The organism is Fictibacillus sp. 18YEL24 (assembly GCF_015903855.1).
Lineage (GTDB): Bacteria > Bacillota > Bacilli > Bacillales > Fictibacillaceae > Fictibacillus > Fictibacillus phosphorivorans_C.
Window position 1 is genome coordinate 724,265 of record NZ_JACZDT010000002.1, and the last position, 22,475, is coordinate 746,739.

Sequence of the window (22,475 nt, forward strand, 5' to 3'; positions counted from 1 at the left end):
ATTCTTTATTGGAGCAGATTCCAACAAGGAAGAACATACACTGAAATAGTTATCGTGTTTACACCAGTGATCGTAATTCCCTTGATTATCTCTCTTATAAAAAGAATTAGAAAGAAATAGAAGTTACTAAAAATTTTTAAAAAATGCTGGTACTATTTTTAGAAGGTTGAGGAGAGCTGCTATTGTTAAGAATAGACGGCAGTTTATTTTTATTTTAACGTTGTTGTTCCTTACAGGTATTATGTTTTTTAAGTTTTTGTATGACCCATTTCCCGTTAAGCAAGTAAATCATTCTTTACTTTTTTGAAGGTGAGCAAGGAGATATTAATGTTAAGAGTAATATCTGGAGAAAGAATTACACGATCTTTCGATTTTCAAAAGATATTTAGTAGAAAGATTTCTAAGAAGGGGGTTCTCAATGACACAGGATTTTTATTGTGATGAAGTATTGAGTGGCAAAACTCAAGTGGAAAAAGTAAAAGAAACAGAAAAGGTGCTAGCTTACTATCATACTAGACCTTTTTACCCCATTCACATTGTGGCCATACCTAAAAAACATATCTCGTCTTTGATCACATTAGATGAACGTGATAACGAGTTATTGCTAGAACTAATGAGTGTCGTAAAAGAGATAGCCGGCAAAGTTACAGATGAGCATGGAGCTTGTCGAGTAATTACGAATTTGGGTGATTATCAGGATTCCAAACATTTGCATTGGCACATTGTTTCAGGAAAACCAAAAGGTTAGGTAAGTAAGGAATAGATTAGAAAGAAAGATATGAATGAACGATAGCTAAATTTTTTAAAGAAAAAAATAATTCTAAAATAAAAAGGATCAAAAACAAGATATAGAACAGGCTAAGATAGATTATTTTTTTGTCGAAACCTTTATTTAATACAATCATCAAAATGTAAAAGAAAATAGATAATAGTAAGGGGTTTTTCCAATATCCAGCGCCTGATGAGTATTTATATAGAAAGTACAATACTGTCATGAGCCACAACGTAAAAGTAATAGAATATGAATACTTTTTTGTAATCACCAATCAATTCCTCTCTACTAAAAGAATCTACAATTGATTAAGAATCTCTAGACATATCTTACAATAGGTTTCATTTGTGTACTAGCGATATTTCACTCCTTCTGAACATCACCATAAAATCATCATTCATTAGTTACTGAATTCTCTGCTGCAAATGGAAGTGATCATTAATAAAAAAAAGCTATGAACAGATCCATAGCTCTTTACATTTAATCTACACAACCAAACCATCGCTCATTTTAACTACATGATCAACATAAGAAAGCATTTCCTCGTCATGGGTGACCATAAGAGTCGTAAGGTTTAAGGTTTTCGTTAGATCCTGGATGAGTGACATAATCTCTTTAGATTTCTTTGAATCCAGACTTGCAGTCGGTTCATCTGCAAAGAGAACTCTCGGTTTATGGATAACCGCTCGAGCGATAGCGACGCGTTGTTTCTCTCCACCAGATAAAGAAGAGGGATAAGCATGTTTTCGTTGGGATAAACCAACACGTTCTAAAATGTAATCAATTTCTTGTTCGCGTTTTTCATTTTTCATTTTCACTTCAGATACATCTAACATGAAGCTTAATTGCTCCCGAACAGTTAAAAAGGGGACAAGGTGCGCAAATTGAAACACAAAACCGAATTTCTTCGCTCGTATAACTCGAACTTGCTCTGCTGTCATTGATGTGATGTTGTTGTCATTAAATAAAATCTTTCCATCTGATGCGGGTTGCAGCCCTGCAGCAATGGTTAGCAGGGTACTCTTACCAGATCCAGATGGACCGACTAACGCTGTAATCTCGCCTTCTTTAAGAGTAAGGCTTATTCCTTTTAATATCTCTTCTTTCATTTCGCCATTCGTAAACGTTTTTCGTAATTCATCAATCGTAAAGATATCCATCTCTTAAACCTCTCCTTGTTGTACGGCTTGTAAAGGTTCAACTCGTTTGATTTGTAAACCAGATAGCGTAGCTCCAATAAATCCAATCACCAGGAAGACGATAGACAGTTGTAGGGTGGTTTCATTCGTTAAATGATAAGGCATATCTTCAGGTGCGACTTTGTTGAATAGTTGGCTAGAACCAACAGAAAGCGTAAGGGATAGGATCGTGATAAACAACATCTGTGTCCACATCATTTTAAAAAGATCACTTGTTTTTACTCCGATTGCTTTTAAAATGCCATAGAGCCCAATCTTTTGAACGTTCATCATATAGAAAAAGATACCGAACAGCAAACCGCTAATCACGATCAGAAACCACACGATCATATTTAAAGACATTTGTTCTGCACTGTAGCTTGGAATGGTGTTAAGAAACTCTTTATTTGAAAAAGATTGTAGACCTTTTATGTTTTGAGTTGAATCTTCACCAGGAGTAAAGAGGAGCTGCATTTCTTCAGCACGGTAAATTTCGTTGTAAACCTCTTTATTTATATAAGCAACTGGAGCGTGACTAAACTTTTTTTGGTCTACAAACTTTTTTACAACGAACGAGCTCTTGTATTGTTTATGTGTTAAGGTATCTCCGACTTTCATACCTTCTTTCTCTAATGAACGGTCCAGAATGATTTCTCCGGGACCTACTTGCTCGAACCATTTTGAATCGGTAGAAGTGACAAAAGCAACACTTCGTTCTTTATCACTCTCATCATTTAAAAAGCCCATCTGTATAGAGAAGGCAACAGCATCCTTTTGTTCTTGTACCAGTTGTTCTCGAATTCGATCATCAATCCTCGAAAGATTATAATTTTCTTCTGCATCTTCATTCATATAAAAATGCCCACTCGGCAAATCTTTTATCAAGGAAGCATTATCTTGTGATAATCCATTGGCCAAACCAGAAATAATAAACGTTAACAAACTAACGAGAAAGATGATGGATCCTAATATGAAAAACCTCATTTTATTTTTCTTGATTTCTTTCCATGCGATGTTCATAACATCTCTCCTCCAATCTATTTACATCCTTAGTTTAGAATCCTTATATGAACGGAGAATGAATAACAAGTTACAAAAAAAACAGGCATCATCAATGTGTTCCATTAATAATGCCTGACATATTTGAAATTAATTAATCTCTAGGTAATTCAACCACAACCGAAGTTCCTTCATTTTCCCTGCTCTTCACATCTGTATGACCACCGTGAAGTTTCACAATTGTAGCAACGATGGATAGACCAAGACCAGTCCCGTCAACGGTTCGCGACCGGGCAACATCAGCTCGATAAAAACGGTCAAAAATTCTTTCCACTTCTTTCTCGTTCATGCCTATCCCAGTATCTTTAAAGGTGATGAAAATTGAATTTTCTCTCGCATCAACAGCTATCTCAATACTTCCATCAGGGTTATTATATTTAATGGCATTGGTCAAAAGGTTATCCCATACGGCATTCAATAGTGAAGGATCGCCGAAGAACTCGGTATCAGGTAAGGAATAGCTAAGCATGATTCCTTTTTCATTTATTAACCATTGATAATTTCGAATGAGTTCTTTAATATGTTGTGACAGATTGAACGTTTTTTTCTGTAGGATATCTTCGTTTCGATCTAATGATGCAAGAAGTAATAATTGTTTCGTTAAGTTCGACAGTCTACTGATCTCACCGTTTATAACTGTTACGTATTGCATTCGATTGTTTGAACTCAGCTCTTCTTTTTCTAACAGGTTGGTGTAACCTTTTATATTGGATAGTGGAGACTGTATGTCATGAGAAATATTTGAAATGAATTCTTTTCGCATCTCATCTGATTGTTCTAGCTTTCGGGCCATCTGTTTGAAGCTCTGAGAAAGCACACCTAATTCATCGCTGCGCTTCGTATCGAGCTCAACAGAATAACTTCCTTGTGAGAGTGACTTTGTAGCAATGGTTAATTTTGATATTGGTTTTACTAAATATTTTGCACTTATGATTACCATCAAAATACTGAGGACAATCATCAAGCCAAAAAGCCAGCCAAATAATACATGCATCTCATTAAAAAGAAGTTTAATATCAGGTCGAATAAACAGTGCATAATTTTCACCGCGATGCGTTAGCGGAACACCGATCGAATTACTTAATTCGTTTGCAAAAAAACCAGTTACGAATGTTTGTTTTGGAAAATGAAGGATTCCATGATAGACCTCACCATTTAATACACTGTCTTTTGTTGAAGAATGAAGTGTAGTGTTACGAAATTTTGCCCCAAAGTAGGTTTCCTTTCCTGTTTTTTCTGCAAGGTAGATTTGATAACCAATGGAAGATAAGTTCTTCAAGTATTCGTTCAGGTTGATGTCAGGGTGTTCTTCTACAAAGGCAGCCATCTCAAGCGCAATCTTTGTGTTTTTTTGATCATTAGCCGGTTTTAATTTTTGTTGATAGTATGTATTGGAGGCAACAAAGGCTAACACACCGCTTAAAAGCATGATGCCGATCGTTATGACGACAAATTTGGTATACAGCGACTTCATTTTTTCCCCTCCAATAAATAACCAACTCCACGTACCGTTTTGATTTGAAAGTCATCTGTCAGTTTGGAAAACCGTTCTCTTAACCTTTTCACATGTACATCTACCGTACGTTCGTCCCCTTCATAATCGATACCCCAAATGTGATGTATGAGCTGATCTCGTGTGAAAGCTTGCATAGGGTTCGACATAAAAAAATAAAGCAGTTCAAACTCTTTCAGTGGTAGTAGAATCGTTCGGTTGTTAATATGAACTTCATAGCTTTTTTTGTTTACCGTTGTATGTCCAAGGGTAATGACGGATTCATCATCTTGGTGTTTATCGTATCGTCTTAAGAGTGCTTTAATACGAAAGAGTAATTCCCTTGCTTCAAACGGCTTTACTAGATAATCATCTGTTCCCGATAGATAGCCTTGTTCTTTGTCTTCAATTTGATTTTTGGATGTTAGTAAGATGACAGGGATATCGTATTTTTCTCGTATTTCTTTTGTTAACGAAAAACCGTCCATATAGGGCATCATCACATCAACTACAGCGAGATCAAACCTCTTAAGGCGTAAGATGTCTAATGCTTCAATGCCATCTTTAGCTTGAGAGACTTGATACCCTGCTTCACTCAGATGATAATGCACGAGCTCAAGTATATTTTTATCATCATCTACAATTAAAATATGGGTCACGATGTAATCCTCCTAATGAGAATCAAATAGGTTGTTGTATAAGCAACATTAGTCTATCCGAAATGGTTGATATTCACAAATATCAGCTTAACTTCAACAACTTAACCACAGCAAAAAAGCTAACCATAAGGCTAGCTTTTTTTGTGGCTTTAATTGATTGGGTTAGCCGATTCTCTTCTTGTTTTTCTTGCTTTTAGCACGTTTTTTAGAAGATAGAACCCCGTTTAAGATACTAATGAAACTCACAATGAATTCCCCCCATATAGAACTTCGGAAAAGAGAATATTCGGTGTATCCTCTCTTCTCTAGTATCTTATGCAAACTTGTCTAAAATGTTTGGACAAACTGTATCAAATCACTTTTGGAACTTAAAATACACATGCACCTAATGAAACATTGAAAAAAATTTTCTGAGTTTATGAATAAGATTGTAAGTTAGTGGGATTCTAAGATTAGAAAAGAAAGGGAGGTGAATTAAATGGCTAAAAACAACAGCAACCAATTATCAGTACCTGGAGCTCAAGGAGCTCTTGATCAAATGAAGTATGAGATCGCTTCTGAGTTCGGTGTAAACCTTGGACCAGACACTACTTCACGTGCTAACGGATCTGTAGGTGGAGAAATCACTAAGCGTCTTGTAGCACAAGCTTTAGGCGGACAACGCTACTAATTTTAAAATCTTTTGCTATGGCTATCTGTTTGTGCAGATAGCTTTTTTTATGTCGTTAGAAAAATGCGTGATGAATCAAATGTTAAACAACCGTTTAAACTATCTCTGTTGGAGGTGAATGTTTAGATGAATGAAGATAAGCCGACTCACTATGATGGGAGTCTTTTAAACCATGAAGTTTTCAACGATAACCTTTTGCAAGAGCCTTTTCTTTTAACAGATGAAGTGAGGGCGAACATTGCTGGGAATCCTTTTAATCATTCCTAAAGCTGCTTTTGGGAGTAGTTGTTTTCCGTTCCAGGTTGCTCGCTTTCCGCGGGGCAGGCGGTGAGCCACATTCGTTCGTTTCACTCTTAAGTGTCTCACCTGCCCACCTGTCCCGCAGGACAAGGAAGGCTTCGGCAGCGAAACATCGCACGAAGAAAATTTGACGTTTAATTTTCGAGGATCTCGCACCTTCCACTTCAAACAACTTTCAAGGGAGACACAATACTTAAAAGCAACAACAATCATAAGAAGAAATAACAAACAGAAAGGCAGAGTCGAATTACATGACAAAGGTATTATATATTACAGCGCATCCTCATGATGATCAAGTCTCTTACAGCATGGCTGTTGGAAAAGCATTTATTGATGAATACAAAAAAGTTAACCCGGATCATGAATTGATCCACGTGGATTTGTATAAAGAGAACATTCCTCACATCGACCTTGATGTATTTAGTGGATGGGGGAAACTGCAATCTGGTAAAGGATTTGAGGAGCTGTCTTCCGAAGAAAAAGCGAAAGTAGGAAGACTTTCAGAGCTTTGTGAGCAGTTTGTATCTGCCGATAAATATATATTCGTATCGCCAATGTGGAATTTCTCATTTCCACCTGTTATGAAAGCATACATCGATTCAGTGGCAGTAGCAGGAAAAGCATTTAAATATACAGAGCAAGGACCGGTTGGCCTTTTAACGAACAAAAAAGCTCTACATATTCAAGCTAGCGGTGGAATTTATTCAGAAGGACCTGCAGCAGCCATGGAGATGGGGCATCGTTATTTAAGCGTGATCATGCAATTTTTCGGCGTACCTTCGTTCCAGGGATTGTTTGTAGAAGGACATGCGGCCATGCCGGATAAAGCAAATGAAATTAAAGAAAATGCGATTGCTCGTGCTAAAGATTCCGCACATACGTTTTAATGGTTAGGAAGCTTCAGAAAGAAACTTGTAGACGATGTCTGCAAGTTTTTTAAATTGAAAAGTCCTTGTATGCCGAGTGATTCGAAGATTTGTAAACAATTGTATGTAAAAAACTCCTTGCAATTTTGGATGCGTTTTCATAGAATAAAAAGCAACATCCATATTGACTGAATTTTTTTAAAACAAAAGGTAGTGATGTTTAATTAAAGATACCTATGTTATTTCGTGCTTGAAAAAGAGGAGGTAATAAGTTGTCACACGTTAACATGAAAGAAAACATTGTTATTGAGCATGTTAGAGATGATTCATTTAAGAGTTATGGGAAAGAGATTACAGGCTATGATTTTACACGTTTAATCAATACGATGAAGAAATCTACGGAAATTCCAGAGCATGAAAATGTGTATGTGGCTTCAGAACCGATGCTGGAAGACGATGCCGTAAAAAAACAAATAGAGAGTTGCTTCTATGGTGAGATGCCTGCCCAGATTGGGTATTGCAATGGTCGTAATTCAACATTAAATGGCCTTGAATATCACAAAGGAAGTGAGATCAATGTAGCTGTGACTGATCTAGTTCTACTTCTTGGGAAAGTACAGGAAATCGAAAATAATACATTTCATTCGAATAATGTAAGGGCTTTCTTTATTCCTGAAGGAACGGCAATTGAATTATACGAGACGACACTTCACTTTGCACCTTGTAAAGTTCAAGAATCAGGATTCAAATGCATTGTTGTTTTACCAAAAGGAACGAATGAACCGTTAGAAGTTGCGCCAGCAGAGCGTGAAAAAAGTACTGATGAAGATCACTTGCTCTTTATGAAGAATAAATGGCTGATCGCACATCCAGATCGAAAACAGCTGATTGAAAAAGGAGCTTATCCTGGAATTATCGGTAACAACATAGAAGTCTTGTTATAACTATCATTACTAAAGGACAGGGGTGTTCGATATGTTTTCAGGCATTGGATTTACACTTTTATCATGTACATTTTTCATGGGGCTTGTTGCATGGATCTCTTACTTAAAAACAAAAGGGGAGACAGAAGATTCTACTGGCTATTTCTTAGCAGGGCGAGGGTTGAATGGGACATTTATCGCCGGATCACTTCTTCTTACCAATCTTTCTGCTGAGCACTTGATCGGTTTGAATGGACAAGGATATCGAACGAATATGTCCAACATGGCATGGGAAGTAACGGCTGGGTTTGCGATTGTTATCATGGCTCTCTATCTATTACCGAAATATTTAGGTGGAGCTTTTACAACATTGCCAGAGTTTCTCAGCACCCGATTTGATGAAGGGGTTCGTCGCTATACAGTTTTACTATTTATGCTCGGCTATATTTTAGTTACGATTCCATCAACTCTTTACTCAGGGGCATTGACTATACTTAAACTCTTTGATGTGCCAGGTCTTTTAAACATTTCCTACACACAATCGGTTTGGCTTTTAATTTGGGTGATCGGAATCATTGGAGCAGTTTACGCGATCTTTGGAGGGTTAAAAGCTGTTGCTGTATCGGATACGATTAATGGAATCGGACTTTTAATAGTTGGACTTTTAGTGCCTGCTCTAGGCTTCTTCGCACTTGGAGACGGGAACATGTTTGAGGGCATGAAGACCATAGCAACAAACAGTCCGGAAAAACTAAATGCGATCGGATCGAGTACGGATTCGGTTCCATTTGGGACAATTTTTACGGGTATGATTTTTGCTAACTTGTTTTATTGGGGAACAAACCAGTACGTTATTCAACGTACGCTTGGAGCACAAAACTTAAAAGAAGGTCAAAAAGGGGTACTTTATTCCGGTTTCTATAAGCTTGCTATTCCAATATTTATGATGATTCCTGGTATTATCGCTTTCCACCTATATGGGGGAGGATTGAATCCGGTTGACCTTGCTTATCCAACATTAGTAGCAGATGTATTGCCAAAATATTTATCAGGTTTCTTCCTTGCTGTTCTGTTAGGAGCGGTATTCAGTACTTTTAACTCGTTGCTTAACTCAGCAGCAACCATGTTTGCTCTTGATATCTATAAACCGCAATTCAATCCGAAAGCTACTGACGAACAGTTGATTCGGATGAGTAAATGGTTTGGGACAGTAATCGCACTTGTTTCATTCTTTATCTCACCATTGTTGATGAATGCACCTGATGGTCTTTGGGATCTGATCAGACGTTTTACAGGGTTCTTTAATATTCCGATCATTACGATTGTTCTTGTCGGTATCTTCTCGAAACGAATTCCAGCACTTGCTGCAAAAGTAGTAATCATTTTCCATGTTATTACTTACTACTTGCTTGTTTGGGGCTTGGATCAGATGTTTGGCATTCAAACCACCATTAACTTTATCCATATTTACGCGATTCTGTTCTTTGTAGAGGTTGGAATTATGATCGCTATAGGAAAATGGAAGCCTTTGCAAAAACCATATGTGTATAAAGCTAATGCGCAAGTCGACATGGTACCTTGGAAATACGCACTACCCGTAACGTTTATATTGCTAAGTTTGCTTGCGAGTATGTATATCGTATTCTCTCCGATTGGTTTGGCTTATCAGGATTCAATCGTGTCAGGGTATTTCTGGCCAGCGATTGCAGGATTGGCAATTGTTACTGGAATTCTTATCTATCTATCGCTAAAGGTTTGGAATCGTAAGTATGCAGACTTCTTAAGTGAACAGCACAAAAAAGAAGTAAAAGAAGCAAGAAAGCTAGCATAATTAGGAGGTTCTTATGGCTCTAAAAACGAATGAAACAACATTTGTATTGAAGGAATTAAATAATGGATTTCAAATTGTTGCTGAAGGCAGACTGCTCTTTCATCACTCAGTTCAGCAACCCATGCTATATGTAGGATACGGTGAAGAAACAATCAACATGTATCGAGGAAATTTTGACATTCACGATTATGTAGTAGAAAGAATCGGGCTTCGTTATGTTGATGTTTTTCAAACGGAGAATGGATTTCAACTTTCTTTTTCAAAATTTGACGGTGGACCAACTGATCTCGAAATTCTTTTAACCGAAGAGGACGGAAAAGTAAAACTTTATTTTACAAAACGTTCATCAGAAATTAACCGGTTATGGATACGTGTAAAAGCAGATGGTAACGAGAAAATCTATGGTTGCGGTGAACAGTTGTCACATTTTAACTTGAGAGGCAAAAACTTTCCGCTATGGACTTCTGAACCTGGTGTGGGAAGGAATAAGAATACGTACACAACATGGCAGGCGGATGTAAAGGATAAAGCAGGTGGTGACTATTACAATACGAACTATCCGCAGCCAACTTTTATTTCTACTAAAAAATATTATTGCCATGTTGAAACTACCGCTTATGCCGATTTTGACTTTCGAAATAACGAATATCACGAACTTCAAATATGGGATATACCAAAATATGTGCTCTTTGAAACAGCGGAAAGCTATGTGGAGCTTGTTGAAAAGTTAACTGAAGTGTTTGGGCGTCAGCCAGAATTACCAGATTGGACATATAACGGAATCTGGCTTGGTTTACAAGGCGGAACCGATACAGTTCAGAAAAAGCTGGACTTAGCTCTCGAAAAAGGAATAAAAGTCGGAGGCGTTTGGTGTCAGGACTGGCAAGGTAAACGCATCACTTCGTTCGGAAAGAGATTGATGTGGAACTGGCGTTGGAACAGTGATGAATACCCGAATCTTGATGAAAAAATAAAAGAATGGAAAGCCAAAGGAATTCGATTCCTAGGTTATATTAATCCTTATGTGGCTGTGGAAGGTGATCTGTATGAAACAGCTGCAGATCATGGATATTTAGCTTTGAATGAAAAAGGAGATATCTATTTAGTTGATTTTGGCGAATTTTATTGTGGTGTGGTTGATTTTACAAACGACGAAGCATCTAGTTGGTACAAATCAGTTATTAAAGAAAATATGATCGATCTTGGACTAGATGGTTGGATGGCTGACTTTGGTGAATATTTACCAACGGATGTACAACTTCACAATGGAGTCTCAGCCAAGATCATGCACAATGCTTGGCCGGCACTATGGGCAAAGATCAACTATGACGCTGTAAGTGAAGCGGGGAAATTGGGTGAAGTTACTTACTTCATGAGAGCTGGATATACGGGAACTCAAAAATATTGCACGCTCTTATGGGGTGGGGATCAAAGCGTGAATTGGTCGTTAGATGATGGACTTGCTTCCGTTATTCCTGCTGCTCTCTCATCTGGTATGACGGGCTGTGGACTTCATCATAGTGATATTGGCGGCTATACAAGTCTTCATGGAAACAAGCGAAGTAAAGAACTTCTTCTTCGATGGACAGAAATGGCGACTTTTACACCTGTCATGCGAACACATGAAGGAAATCGCCCTGATGATTGTTTTCAGTTTGATGGTGATGAAGAGACGCTGCAGCATATTGCTCGTATGACGGATCTTTATGTAAAACTTGCACCATATACGAAAGCAATCGTGAAAGAAAATGCTGAAAAAGGAATTCCTGTACAGCGTCCTTTGTTCATGCACTATGAAGAAGATAGCAACGCTTATGACATTCAATATCAATATTTATTTGGCAGAGATCTTCTAGTAGCACCGGTGTATGAAGAAGCTACAACTCATTGGAACGTGTACTTACCTGAGGATGAATGGGTGCACGTATGGACTGGAGAAGAATATCGTGGCGGATATACAGAAGTTGAAGCACCAATTGGAAAGCCGCCTGTATTTTTCAGAAAGAATTCTTCATACAAGGAATTGTTTGAATCTTTAACGAACTAGATATAGTAGAGGGGACAGCGAGTAGGTTTGTCCCCGCTATTCTGTTTATGCATTTGAGTAATTTTTATAAGCACAAAGGTAATAATATATTTTTAAAGGTAGTAACCTTTTGTTATACTTATCTTAGGAAGAATAATATGAAGGATGTGGACAACTATGCAAACGTCATCAATCGTATATATCCCAATTGGCAGAAAAACATTTGATCTAGAAGCTGGTGAGCAATACCGTAATCAAAGCTCTGAATGGCTAAGAAGTAAGTACCATACTGTTTATGAACCAGAAGAAATTCTTACATCTGTAGAAGATCTAGAGAAGTTCCTTGAAACGTTAACAAATAAAAATATTGATTCTATCATCTACCAAAGTGTTACTTTTGCAGATGGTGAGTTTATCGCGAAAGTACTTCAATATCGAAACGAACCTGTTGTTGTATGGTCTGTAAGAGAACCAAGTGTAGGCGGTAGGCTGCGACTTAATTCATTAACTGGAGGAAACAGCACGAGTAATGTCCTCATGCATCATCGTCACCCTTTTACATTCGTACTAGGTAATCCCGACGAAGAACAGCTTCAAAACCAGCTTTCTTCTCAAATCAGAGTGAATGTTTTGGTTAACAAGCTGAAGCAGCTAAAGATTGGAGTGATTGGAGAACATCCGCCTGGATTCTTTTTCTCAGATACAGACGAAGAACTTCTTCATCGAAAACTGGGAGTCACGATTCAAAAAATGGATCTCCTAAAAGCATTTCAAGAATGTGTAGAGCTGCCGGAGGAAGAATGGGCAGGTGTTATTGATCGTGCTGAACAGCAAGTCATTGGATTGAATCGATCTGATGACACGGTAAAAAAGTTTGCGCAGTTTTCCACGTATGTGAAAAAGTATATCGAACGAGAAGATATTGCAGCACTCGCTGTAAGATGCTGGCCAGAATTTTTTAATGAACTAGGAGCAGCTGCTTGTTCGACTCTATCTCAGTTTACCGAAGATGGTGTGGTATCTTCCTGTGAGTCAGATATTCATGGTGCGGTTTCGATGTTCATCCTACAAGAACTAAGTGGAGGAAACGCTCCGTATCTTGGGGATCTCGTTCATGTGAACGAACCAAATAATTCAGTTGTTTTCTGGCATTGCGGAGCAGGTGCTTATTCGCTCGCAAGTCCGTCAACGGGCGCACAATCAGGTGTACATCCTAACCGTAAAATGGGCTTTACAATGGACTTTGGATTAAAAGCTGGAGAAGTAACGATCTTCAGACTAGGGTATACGCCAGATGGATATCGTCTTCTAGTGATGAAGGGTGAAGCGCTAGATGTTCCTCAGCCGTTTTCAGGAACCTCTGTTGAAGTAAGATTAAACGGGAATGTTTCAGAAACGGTAAATACTCTAATGGAAAGTGGCTATGAACCTCACTTTGCTGTCGTATATGCAGATGTGGCTGATGATCTATTGCAGCTAGGTAAGTTGCTTAATATTCCGACTGAGGTGTATGTATAGGAAGGGAGCGAACTTAGATGGCAAAGAGAGTAGCAATTGGGCAGGCTGGAGGTCCAACAGCCGTCATCAATTCCAGTTTAGTAGGTTTTGTAGAAACGCTCCAACAAGAAGTAGAGTTATTTGGTGTTTATAACGGTTATCAAGGTTTATATGAAAACGACATAGAAAAGCTTGATGATGAACTTTTAGGATGGATCAAATCACATCGATATGTAAACGGTGCATGCCTTGGTTCAGGACGCTATGAATTTACAACTGAAAAGATTCAAAGATCAATTTGGCATCTAAAAAAACATGGAATTGATACTCTTGTTTTTATTGGAGGCAATGGTACGATGGCTGCTCTTCATAAGCTAGCTGAGGAAGCGCGACACATTTACTATGATCTTCAAGTCATCGGTATACCGAAGACGGTTGATAATGATCTATCTGAAACGGACCATGCGCCTGGCTTTGGAAGTGCCGCGCGTTATGTGGCAACTGCTGTCAGAGATATTAGCAGAGATCTATGTGCCATGCAGAATTTTGAGCAAGTGAGAATACTAGAAACGATGGGGCGTAACTCAGGATGGCTCGCTGCTGCAAGCGGTCTTTTGAGAAATGGGGAAGATGATGGGCCACACATCGTATATGTTCCAGAACGAATCATTGAACCAGAACATTTGTTAGCAAATGTTAGAGAAGCTGTTCGATCTTTTGGATATGCAACAATTGTTGTTGCCGAAGGGTGTAAAATTAATTCCTTTTCAGATCAGGTCGAGAAAGCGAATGTTCAAGGCAGGACGATTCTAGGCGGCATTTCTGGAGTGCTTGAGAAAATGGTTAAAACAGAACTTGGTGTGATGGCTAGAGCTGAGATTCTTGGTATGAATCAGCGCAGCTCATCAGCTGTTATTTCTATGCAAGATCAAGTGGAAGCTTTTGAAGTGGGACGAGAAGCTGCAAGACTTGTATTACATGGTGAGACGGGGAGAATGGTTACCATACAACGATCGGCAAATATAGATTATACTTTTAGTATGAATAGCTGTCCTCTGCAAGTTGTTGCGAAGGGCGGGGAACGTTTCCTGCCTGATGCACTTATTGATGACCCGGAAGCCTATTACAAATGGCTCCGACCTCTCGCAGGGGAAGATCTACAGCTTTATCCCACTGTGAGAAAGAGGAGAACATTATATGAAAAGCAATAATACAGCACTTTATCTGCAAGTAAAAGATCATTTGATTGAGAAGATCCAACAGCAAATCTGGCGTCCGAACCAACTTATCCCAACTGAACAAGAGCTGATGAAGCAATTTGGTGTGAGCCGCACGACCATCCGTCAAGCGATCAATATGCTTGTGGCTGACGGTCTTTTAGAAAAACAGCAAGGAAAAGGAACGGTTGTGAAGCCGCAACAGCTTGTTGGCTCATTAAAAAGATTAAAAGGATTTGCAGAAGAAGTAATGGAGAAAGGACAAGTTCCTCACTCTAAAGTTCTGCGTGCAGAATTTATTGATACGCTTTTTTTTGAAAAAACAAAGTTAGGATTAAATGAAGATGAAAAAGTCCTTATCATTGAACGCATCCGATTTGCAGATGATGTTCCGATTGCATTAGAGCGATCATGTTGGCCAGAAGCGATCGGAAAGTTACTGATGAAGCACGATCTGGATACTGCTAAATTTTATTCCATCTTGGAAGAAGACAATATTATGTTAAAACGTGCAGATGAAAAAATTTCTGCTATAAATTCTACGATTTCTGAAGCAGATCTACTTGGAATTCGTGCAGGAGAAGCACTTTTAGAGATGACTAGACTGAGTTATGGATTGAACGACAAGCCGATCGAGTATACAAAAACAAGGTATAGAAGTGACCAATACCATTATGACATTGAACTAAGACGTTAATCAAAAACATTCGGAGGTATTACAATGGGATATATATCAGGAAAAGAACTGTTAACACATGCTTACGAGAATCAATATGCTGTTGGGGCATTTAGTGCACATAACGCAGAAACCATCCTTGCTATCTTAGAAGCTGCTGAACAAGAACAAGCACCAATTATGATTCAAGTTGGGCAAAAAGTAATCAACACGATCGGACTTGAACCGATGAAGGCAATGATTGATGTTTTCATGAAAAACATATCTGTTCCAGTCTGTATCCATCTAGATCACAGCAGGGAATATGAACAAACAATGAAAGCCATCCAGCTCGGTTTTCAATCTGTTATGTTTGATGGCTCTGCTCTTTCTTTCGAAGAGAATACGTTCATAACGAGAAAAGTAGTAGACGCTTCACGTGCGCTTGGAATCGGTTCTGAGGGTGAGATCGGTAAGATTGGCGGAACGGAAGATGATATAACGGTTGCTGAAGAAGACGCAATGATTACAGCAACCGAAGAAGCAGTGGAGTTTGTTGAAGCAACGGATGTAGATTATCTTGCTGTCTCAATAGGTACAGCACATGGAATTTATAAGAACCCTCCAAAACTGGCATTTGAAAGATTAAAAGAAATCTCAGCAGCGGTTAACCGTCCTATCGTACTACATGGTGGTTCTGACGTGCCAGATGAGCAAATTACAAAAGCAGTATCGTTAGGTATTGCAAAAATCAATGTGGATACAGAACTTAGACAATCATTCACAAAAGGAATGCAGCAAGTTCTTGAAGAAAATCCTGAAGAATTTCATCTAGCTGTTTCCCTGGGCAGAGGGCGTGAAGTTATGCAGAAAAAAGTTCAGGAGAAAATACGTCTATTCGGAAGTGCAGGAAAAGCGAGTGAATTCACAATGCGCGAAAAGGTCGTAACGTTATAAAATAGGGAGTGATGATTTGTGGCGATCAATACAAAGTATCAAACATACGGACTATGGATTAACGGTGTTTGGAAAGAAAAAACAGAGGTCTTGGAAGTACTCAATAAATATACGCAAAATGTAGAAGCTGCGATTGCGCGCTCTGAAAAAAAGGATGTAGATGAAGCGGTAGAAGGAGCCAAAGAAGCATATAAAGAAACCTTCTCGGCATACGACCGTTATCTTGTGCTCACAAATGCTGCACAATTATTATTGGAGAAAAAAGAAGAGTTCGCAAGAGTGTTAGTCGCTGAAGTAGGTAAGCCGATCCGTGATTCACGAGTAGAAGTAGAACGAGCTGCCCAAACACTTGAAATCTCAGCTGAAGAAGCGAAGCGTATCCACGGTGAAGGGGTACCTGTAGAATCAGCACCAGGTTCTGAAAATCGAATGGCTTTTACACTACGAGTACCAGTTGGTGTTATTGCGGCAATTACACCGTTTAATGTGCCGCTGAACCTCGTTTGTCATAAGATTGGTCCAGCGCTGGCAGCAGGTAATGCGGTCGTGCTAAAGCCAGCTGAAGTTACACCATTGTGTGCCCTTATGTTAGCAGAGGTATTTAAGGAAGCTGGCTTGCCTGATGGCAGGCTCCAAGTCATTACAGGCGATGGTGCAGAAGTAGGCGGATGGCTGCTAGAAAATCAAGACGTTAAGATGTTTACTTTTACCGGAAGTCCAAGAGTAGGTGAAATCATCAGACAAAAGGCAGGACTTCGTAAAGTGTCACTGGAGTTAGGAAATAACTCCGCAACGATCGTTCATAAAGATGCCGATCTTGATAAAGCTGCAGCACTCATTGCAAACAAAAGTTTTAATAATGCAGGTCAAGTATGTATTTCTGTTCAGCGTGTATATGTTCACCAAGATGTTAAAACACCATTTACTCAATTATTAAAAGATAAAACAGAACAGCTGCAATCGGGTGATCCATTGGACGAAACAACCGATATTGGCCCGATGATCCGGCAGGCTGAAGCAGAGCGTGTTGAAGAGTGGGTGAACGAAGCAGTGACTGACGGAGCAACTATTGTAACGGGTGGTAGCCGTAATGGAGCATTTTACGAGCCTACGATACTCTCAGATGTTAAAAGAGAAATGAAAGTTTGCAAACAAGAAGTGTTTGGTCCTGTTGTTGGGATAGACACATATGCTACGATAGACGAAGTGATCGACCAAGTGAATGACTCGGATTATGGATTGCAAGCAGGTCTTTTCACAAATGATCTTGCATTCGCTATGAAAGCGGCGAAAGAGATTGAAGTGGGTGGACTTATCGTAAACGATGCTTCAGCATATCGAGTGGATCACATGCCATACGGTGGCGTAAAGAAGAGCGGGACTGGAAAAGAAGGTCCTCGCTATGCGATTGAAGAGATGACTGAAGAACGAATCATTGTTTTAAATTTGTAGCGAGAAAAAAGTGCTGATCTCTCCGGTCAGCCTTTTTCCGTTGTAGTTAACAGAAAGAAGGGATAAGACATGATAGAGCTGCTGAGCATCATTCTTCCGGTATTTGCGATCTTTGGTATCGGGTTTCTCGGTCAAAAAACGTTAGGTTTCGAAACACAAACACTTTCCAAGATGGCACTTTATCTGATGTCTCCTTTTCTTGTATTTCGAACGTTTTATGAAACTACTTTTACGAAAACGTATGGATATATGCTCATCTATACGCTCATTCTATGTTTTACTTTGATCGGTCTCGTGTACGTGATCAGTTATTTTAAAAGATACAATATGCGGGAAACTTGCGGTGTCATTTTAGCTTCTGCTTTTATGAATAATGGGAACTATGGTACGCCAGTCGCGCTGTTCGCGTTTGGGGCAGCAGGGTTAGATTATGCGGTTGTACTTATGGTTATCCAGCAGTTAGTCATGTGTACAGTAGGAGTCTATTATGCAGCAAAAGGCAGTCCAGAAAACGACGGTATCTCTTCAGCATTAAGAGCAGTGCGACGGATGCCGATTGTATACGGAGCGATAGCGGGTGTAGTCTTTCAACAGTTACACATACCGATTAAAGGTTCTGTGTCAGAAGCTCTAGATCTTGTGGCGAACTCTGCGATACCGACCATCATGATCATACTCGGTATGCAACTCGCGAAGATATCATTACGCCACGTACAAGTGGAGAAGTTAACGTATTCGCTGCTACTAAAATTAGCGGTGTCACCTCTGATCGCATTTTGTATCACCTTGATTCTTCCTGTAGATGATATGCTTGCAGCAATTATGATTCTTATGGCTGCGATGCCTTCAGCAGCAAACACGACGATGTATGCGTTACAGTTTGGAACAGAGCCTGATTTCGTATCGAGTGCAACCTTAGTAAGTACACTTTTTTCACTGATCACGCTGCCCATATTACTTGCAGTATTAATGTAAAAAAAACTCACAAAAATAGTGAGTTTTTTTGTTTATATGTTATTGATTATCTAACCACTTGATCATCTCATCAGCAATCAAATCCTGCTGTGATCTAGCAGAAATGTCTGCTTGATTATCACCTTTTTGCTCTCCATACATTCCGAATTGAGCATGATTTCCACCTTTGATCTCAAATAGAACAGTCTCACGTGACAACAAACTTTTCGTTTCCTCAATCTTATCCTTAGTCGTTAGGCCATCTTTTTCTGCGTAAATAGATAGAATGGGAGTGTCTTTGTTTGAAAAGTCATCCCCATTTGCAGGATAAGAGGCGAGCAGAATAACACCTTCTATTACGTCGGGATTTTCATTTGCAAATGCAGCTGCGCTTACTCCACCTAAGGAGTGCCCGCCAATAAACCATTTCTTAACGGATGGTTTACGTTTGATCCATTCTTCTGCTTTATTTGCTTCTAGCATGGCGAGATTTAGGTTGAATTTCGGAATTCCAACGGTGTACCCAGCGTCTGATAATCGTTTCCCGAGATAACCATATGCTTCTGGTTCAACTTTTGCACCCGGATAAATGATAATCCCAACCTCTTTATTCGTACCACTGGGTTTGAACGTCACCCAATCGTCTTCATACTCAATGTCTCCAACGCTCCTCAGCAGTTCTTTAGTAGGTGCATACGTCTGTTGAGTCCACACAAAAAATCCAATCAAGCAGCATACAAATAGGATTGCGAGAACAAGAAAAGCTCTTTTAATTAGCCGTTTCATATTAAGCACCTTTCAATTGGCGGTCTTGATGGATTTTCGTTGCAACAAGTGTGGTCATCAGAAACAATTCAAATCCGTTTGTAACTGCGGCACTTTCTACTGGAATAGGCACTGCGCTTCCTACTGTCATCACCACTGAACCAATCAGCATCCACTTCCAGCCCGTTTTTTTCCAAAGAATTGCTCCCGCCGTGATCAAAGCAATAGAAACGAACAGGACCATGAGAGGAGGCCCTGATGAAGGTTCTGCAGAAACATAGCGAAGCAAACCATGTTCTCTTTCTGGAACAATCTTTATCCCATATGTTTCAGTGATGATTTCCATAATGACAAGGGCAATCGTGTAGAGAAGAGCTCCTATGTATACAATTTTTCGCTTAGCGAATTCAATTCCAGCTCTGTTTAAAACACTCCATGAAAATAGAACGAGGGTAGGAGTGAAGAACGCATGAAACCAAAATCGTAAATAGCTCAAGTTTTCTAAAAGTGGTCCTTCACCTAAGAATTTTCCTATGGCGATTAATCCGTTATCATAAACAAGTCCGAACACTACCAGAAAGAGTAGGGAAGAAGCATCCCATCTGTTACCGAAGTTTATGCACATGATAAGTAAAACGAGGTAAGCCGCTGTATAGATAAAATATAATACTGTATCCATGAAATTCCCCCTTAGGTTTATACTCATAACAATTACCTTATCCATACAAGGCAAAACGTTATGAGTATATCATAGTCTGAAATGAGGAATAGCATCAATTACTTCACGCATTGTTCATTTATTTGAAGTGGTACGTGCTTCTTTTTTCCATAGTGGCATCCCTCTTTTTTGCAGCAACTTATACAGTGTGATGTAGGTGAACGGAAATAAGAAGGATAGTAAGGTGAAGAAGATAAATCGCCATGTAAGAATGCGAGCTAATAATTCATTCATTTCAAACATTTACCTTAGACCTCCTGCTGAGTTAATAGACGTATGGATGTGTGTGTTTATCTTCACTTGGCTAAAGTGATTTTTACCCGTTTCCCAGTTATCTTTTAGTTTTAACCATTCTTTATGATGATGTTTTTCCATGTATACACCAAGGCCAAGAACGTCCGTTTTATACTGTTTTTGCAATTTCGCAATAACTCGCTCCGTTTTCTTAGCAATCTGTTTCTCTACCTCTTTTTTTACATGATCTGATGAAATGGTACGTGTATCCATCTTTTTATTGACTTCTTGAATTTCTCCTTCCACGCTGACTGTAATCTTGAAGGTAAGCTGTCCGTTTGTTGAATGAACGAGTTTTATCTTGCTTTTTGATTTATCTATTTTATAGATGTATAGATCGTCATCTAATTCGAAATAAAGCATACCGTTTTGGAATTCACCGTTCAATAAGTTCATCGCCTCTGTATCCTTTTCATTTAGAACATGCGTTAATCTGCTCGATTCTCCTTTTATGATGGCTGCTCCGCCAAGTTTGATTTCTTCTGTATTCTTATAATTCAGCATTGGCAGGACGAATGAACGATGTGCTAACAGGTCTTCCTGTAGATCTCCTAACCGCTTAATACTCGCAGTACGGGAATGATTTTGTACATTAGCGGACAGCGTATCGATATAGAGTGACGGTAATTTTTCGTTATTCTCAACGTTAAGATACTGTTTTGTATCACCTTTCGTAATAAAGACACGTACACTGCGTCTAATATCTTCATGTCTGACAAAAAAATCTAACAAACGCTCCATTCTTTGCGGCTGTTTGGCAACCTTATCCGAAACCAAAATAATTTGGTTGTGAGCAAAATATAACTCTTTGTTCGAATATTGAGCAATTCTTGATATTTGTTCGGATATATCATGGCCTTTTTCCTCAAAGTTTTGATATGCTTTTTCATTCGTTATTTCAGGTTTTAGTGATCTTGGTACAGCAACTTGAAAAGTTCCGTTCATCAATGGCTGACTCGAATCATCCCCCGATTTTTTCGCATCGATTCCGACACCAATCACAAAAGCCTTTTTCTCGATCTCTCGTGCTCCGCAACCTTGTAACAAATTAATAAAAAGTAGGATTGATAGGATATAACAAAGTTTCTTCATGATTTCACACCTCTGATCTTAGCGATAACATAAAGAGGAATCGGCACGATTGCAATTAAGGCTAAGCTGACTCGTCCGATAAATGTTCCCATCGCTTCCATACCTTCCATGCCTATCGGAACCATAGAGATGAAAAAAATGATAGGAGATAGGATAACGATAAGTGTCTCTTTCTTTGCTTTTTTAAAAAGAGATTCTAAGACGATGAGTGAAGAATCAATAGACATCGATGTAGTATTAAAGATCGTCATGATCCAAATCGTAAAGTAGACTGATTCGAATCTTTCAAAAAAACCTCCAGGAAGCTCAATTTCCTTCCCTAACTCGATCGTTGGGTTTTCCAAAAAATCAGTCCCGAGATTAGAAAAGACAGCTACACATGAAACAAAGACCATGGTGTAGATGATTATGGAGATAAATACACCTTTCACCGCAGCAAAGGATGCTTTATCAGGTTCATTTACGAGGTAAGAATAGCTTAAGATAATTGAGATGCCTGTGAACGAAAAGAATATATTAATCATGCCTGATCCATAGCCTGGCAGGTCTGTTGTGAACAATGGATAAAAATTATCGAAATGCATGATTCGAATATTTAAAACAACTAATAATAAGGACACGATTAATACGACAGGTAAGAACATGGAGTTTATACGAATGAGTGCTGTACGAGATCCGAAAAGCGCATATAATGTAACAAGCAGAAAGAGCAGACTAAGACTATCAGAGCTCGTGTTGGGTAACAGATATTTTTTAGTTATTTCTGCGATTGCTCGTATTTCATAGGCTGCCAATAAAGCAAAAAATGCACCATAAATGATGATCAAAGGAAAGGCGATCGGCTTTGGGATGATCGCTAGCAATATTTCATAGATGCCTTTGCCTGGATACATTCGGATGAACTGCCCCATGATCCATACGATACCTAGTACGATTCCTCCCATTAATAGAATACTGATCACACCGTCGATGCCGTTTGTAACGGTCGTGATATAGCGAGGCAGATTAAAGATACCTACACCAATTACCATGGAAGCTACTGCGTACATTAATTCTTTAGCATTGATGGAACGATCGGTGTATTTGACTTTACTCACA

General features: G+C 38.9%; 22 protein-coding genes. 13 read left to right on the plus strand and 9 right to left on the minus strand.

What is annotated here, in order from left to right:
* Window positions 1-418: 418 nt before the first annotated feature.
* The gene (locus HU823_RS08900; RefSeq protein WP_144697962.1) at window positions 419-748 is read left to right on the plus strand and encodes an HIT domain-containing protein; all 330 of its coding nucleotides are present in this window, start codon (window positions 419-421) and stop codon (window positions 746-748) included.
* 509 nt (window positions 749-1,257) lie between these two features.
* Here HU823_RS08900 and HU823_RS08905 read toward each other — a convergent pair.
* From HU823_RS08905 to HU823_RS08920, 4 genes are all read right to left on the minus strand, one after another.
* Window positions 1,258-1,932, minus strand: a complete 675-nt coding sequence (locus tag HU823_RS08905; RefSeq protein ID WP_197221876.1) for an ABC transporter ATP-binding protein — start codon at window positions 1,930-1,932, stop codon at window positions 1,258-1,260.
* A gap of 3 nt (window positions 1,933-1,935) precedes the next feature.
* Window positions 1,936-2,970, minus strand: coding sequence for an ABC transporter permease (locus HU823_RS08910; protein ID WP_197221877.1), 1,035 nt, complete (start codon window positions 2,968-2,970; stop codon window positions 1,936-1,938).
* A 133-nt stretch (window positions 2,971-3,103) separates the two neighbouring features.
* The gene (locus tag HU823_RS08915) at window positions 3,104-4,483 is read right to left on the minus strand and encodes a sensor histidine kinase (RefSeq protein WP_197221878.1); all 1,380 of its coding nucleotides are present in this window, start codon (window positions 4,481-4,483) and stop codon (window positions 3,104-3,106) included.
* On the minus strand, window positions 4,480-5,160 hold the full coding sequence (locus tag HU823_RS08920; protein WP_197221879.1) for a response regulator transcription factor: 681 nt from the start codon (window positions 5,158-5,160) through the stop codon (window positions 4,480-4,482). The genes HU823_RS08915 and HU823_RS08920 overlap by 4 nt, the downstream gene beginning before the upstream one ends.
* Before the next feature lie 478 nt (window positions 5,161-5,638).
* Here HU823_RS08920 and HU823_RS08925 point away from each other — a divergent pair, with 478 nt between their 5' ends.
* The 12 genes from HU823_RS08925 to HU823_RS08980 all read left to right on the plus strand — a co-directional run bounded on the left by HU823_RS08925 (window position 5,639) and on the right by HU823_RS08980 (window position 18,529).
* Window positions 5,639-5,830 (plus strand): alpha/beta-type small acid-soluble spore protein, encoded by a 192-nt coding sequence (locus HU823_RS08925; protein WP_066397779.1) that lies wholly within the window; start codon window positions 5,639-5,641, stop codon window positions 5,828-5,830.
* 126 nt (window positions 5,831-5,956) lie between these two features.
* The gene (locus HU823_RS08930) at window positions 5,957-6,097 is read left to right on the plus strand and encodes a hypothetical protein (protein WP_197221880.1); all 141 of its coding nucleotides are present in this window, start codon (window positions 5,957-5,959) and stop codon (window positions 6,095-6,097) included.
* Window positions 6,098-6,381: 284 nt separating this feature from the next.
* Window positions 6,382-7,017 (plus strand): FMN-dependent NADH-azoreductase, encoded by a 636-nt coding sequence (locus HU823_RS08935; protein WP_197221881.1) that lies wholly within the window; start codon window positions 6,382-6,384, stop codon window positions 7,015-7,017.
* 251 nt (window positions 7,018-7,268) lie between these two features.
* Window positions 7,269-7,940: a DUF4867 family protein gene (locus tag HU823_RS08940; protein ID WP_231607345.1), complete on the plus strand. Its 672-nt coding sequence runs from the start codon at window positions 7,269-7,271 to the stop codon at window positions 7,938-7,940.
* A 31-nt stretch (window positions 7,941-7,971) separates the two neighbouring features.
* Window positions 7,972-9,750 carry a solute:sodium symporter family transporter gene (locus tag HU823_RS08945; protein WP_197221882.1) on the plus strand — a complete coding sequence of 593 codons (1,779 nt, stop codon included), beginning with the start codon at window positions 7,972-7,974 and terminating at the stop codon, window positions 9,748-9,750.
* Window positions 9,751-9,763: 13 nt separating this feature from the next.
* Window positions 9,764-11,797: an alpha-glucosidase gene (locus tag HU823_RS08950; protein WP_197221883.1), complete on the plus strand. Its 2,034-nt coding sequence runs from the start codon at window positions 9,764-9,766 to the stop codon at window positions 11,795-11,797.
* Between the two features lie 156 nt (window positions 11,798-11,953).
* The gene (sftI, locus tag HU823_RS08955) at window positions 11,954-13,294 is read left to right on the plus strand and encodes a sulfoquinovose isomerase (protein ID WP_197221884.1); all 1,341 of its coding nucleotides are present in this window, start codon (window positions 11,954-11,956) and stop codon (window positions 13,292-13,294) included.
* A 17-nt stretch (window positions 13,295-13,311) separates the two neighbouring features.
* Window positions 13,312-14,484 (plus strand): diphosphate--fructose-6-phosphate 1-phosphotransferase, encoded by a 1,173-nt coding sequence (locus HU823_RS08960; RefSeq protein WP_197221885.1) that lies wholly within the window; start codon window positions 13,312-13,314, stop codon window positions 14,482-14,484.
* Entirely contained in the window at window positions 14,471-15,187 is a 717-nt protein-coding gene (locus HU823_RS22205) for a GntR family transcriptional regulator (RefSeq protein ID WP_144697980.1), read from the plus strand. Before HU823_RS08960 ends, HU823_RS22205 begins: the two co-directional genes overlap by 14 nt.
* A 24-nt stretch (window positions 15,188-15,211) precedes the next feature.
* Entirely contained in the window at window positions 15,212-16,102 is an 891-nt protein-coding gene (locus HU823_RS08970; RefSeq protein WP_144697982.1) for a class II fructose-bisphosphate aldolase, read from the plus strand.
* A gap of 18 nt (window positions 16,103-16,120) precedes the next feature.
* Window positions 16,121-17,554 carry an aldehyde dehydrogenase family protein gene (locus HU823_RS08975; protein ID WP_144697984.1) on the plus strand — a complete coding sequence of 478 codons (1,434 nt, stop codon included), beginning with the start codon at window positions 16,121-16,123 and terminating at the stop codon, window positions 17,552-17,554.
* Window positions 17,555-17,626: 72 nt separating this feature from the next.
* Complete coding sequence (locus tag HU823_RS08980) at window positions 17,627-18,529, plus strand: AEC family transporter (RefSeq protein WP_144703264.1); 903 nt, start codon at window positions 17,627-17,629, stop codon at window positions 18,527-18,529.
* 39 nt (window positions 18,530-18,568) lie between these two features.
* Here HU823_RS08980 and HU823_RS08985 read toward each other — a convergent pair whose 3' ends face one another.
* The 5 genes from HU823_RS08985 to HU823_RS09005 form a co-directional block, all read right to left on the minus strand.
* Entirely contained in the window at window positions 18,569-19,294 is a 726-nt protein-coding gene (locus HU823_RS08985; RefSeq protein WP_197221886.1) for an alpha/beta hydrolase, read from the minus strand.
* Between the two features lies 1 nt (window position 19,295).
* Window positions 19,296-19,952 (minus strand): hypothetical protein, encoded by a 657-nt coding sequence (locus HU823_RS08990; protein WP_197221887.1) that lies wholly within the window; start codon window positions 19,950-19,952, stop codon window positions 19,296-19,298.
* 114 nt (window positions 19,953-20,066) lie between these two features.
* Window positions 20,067-20,234 (minus strand): hypothetical protein, encoded by a 168-nt coding sequence (locus HU823_RS08995; protein WP_186320435.1) that lies wholly within the window; start codon window positions 20,232-20,234, stop codon window positions 20,067-20,069.
* On the minus strand, window positions 20,235-21,377 hold the full coding sequence (locus HU823_RS09000; RefSeq protein ID WP_197221888.1) for a Ger(x)C family spore germination protein: 1,143 nt from the start codon (window positions 21,375-21,377) through the stop codon (window positions 20,235-20,237).
* The gene (locus HU823_RS09005) at window positions 21,374-22,474 is read right to left on the minus strand and encodes a GerAB/ArcD/ProY family transporter (protein WP_144697992.1); all 1,101 of its coding nucleotides are present in this window, start codon (window positions 22,472-22,474) and stop codon (window positions 21,374-21,376) included. Before HU823_RS09005 ends, HU823_RS09000 begins: the two co-directional genes overlap by 4 nt.
* Between the last annotated feature and the right edge of the window lies 1 nt (window position 22,475).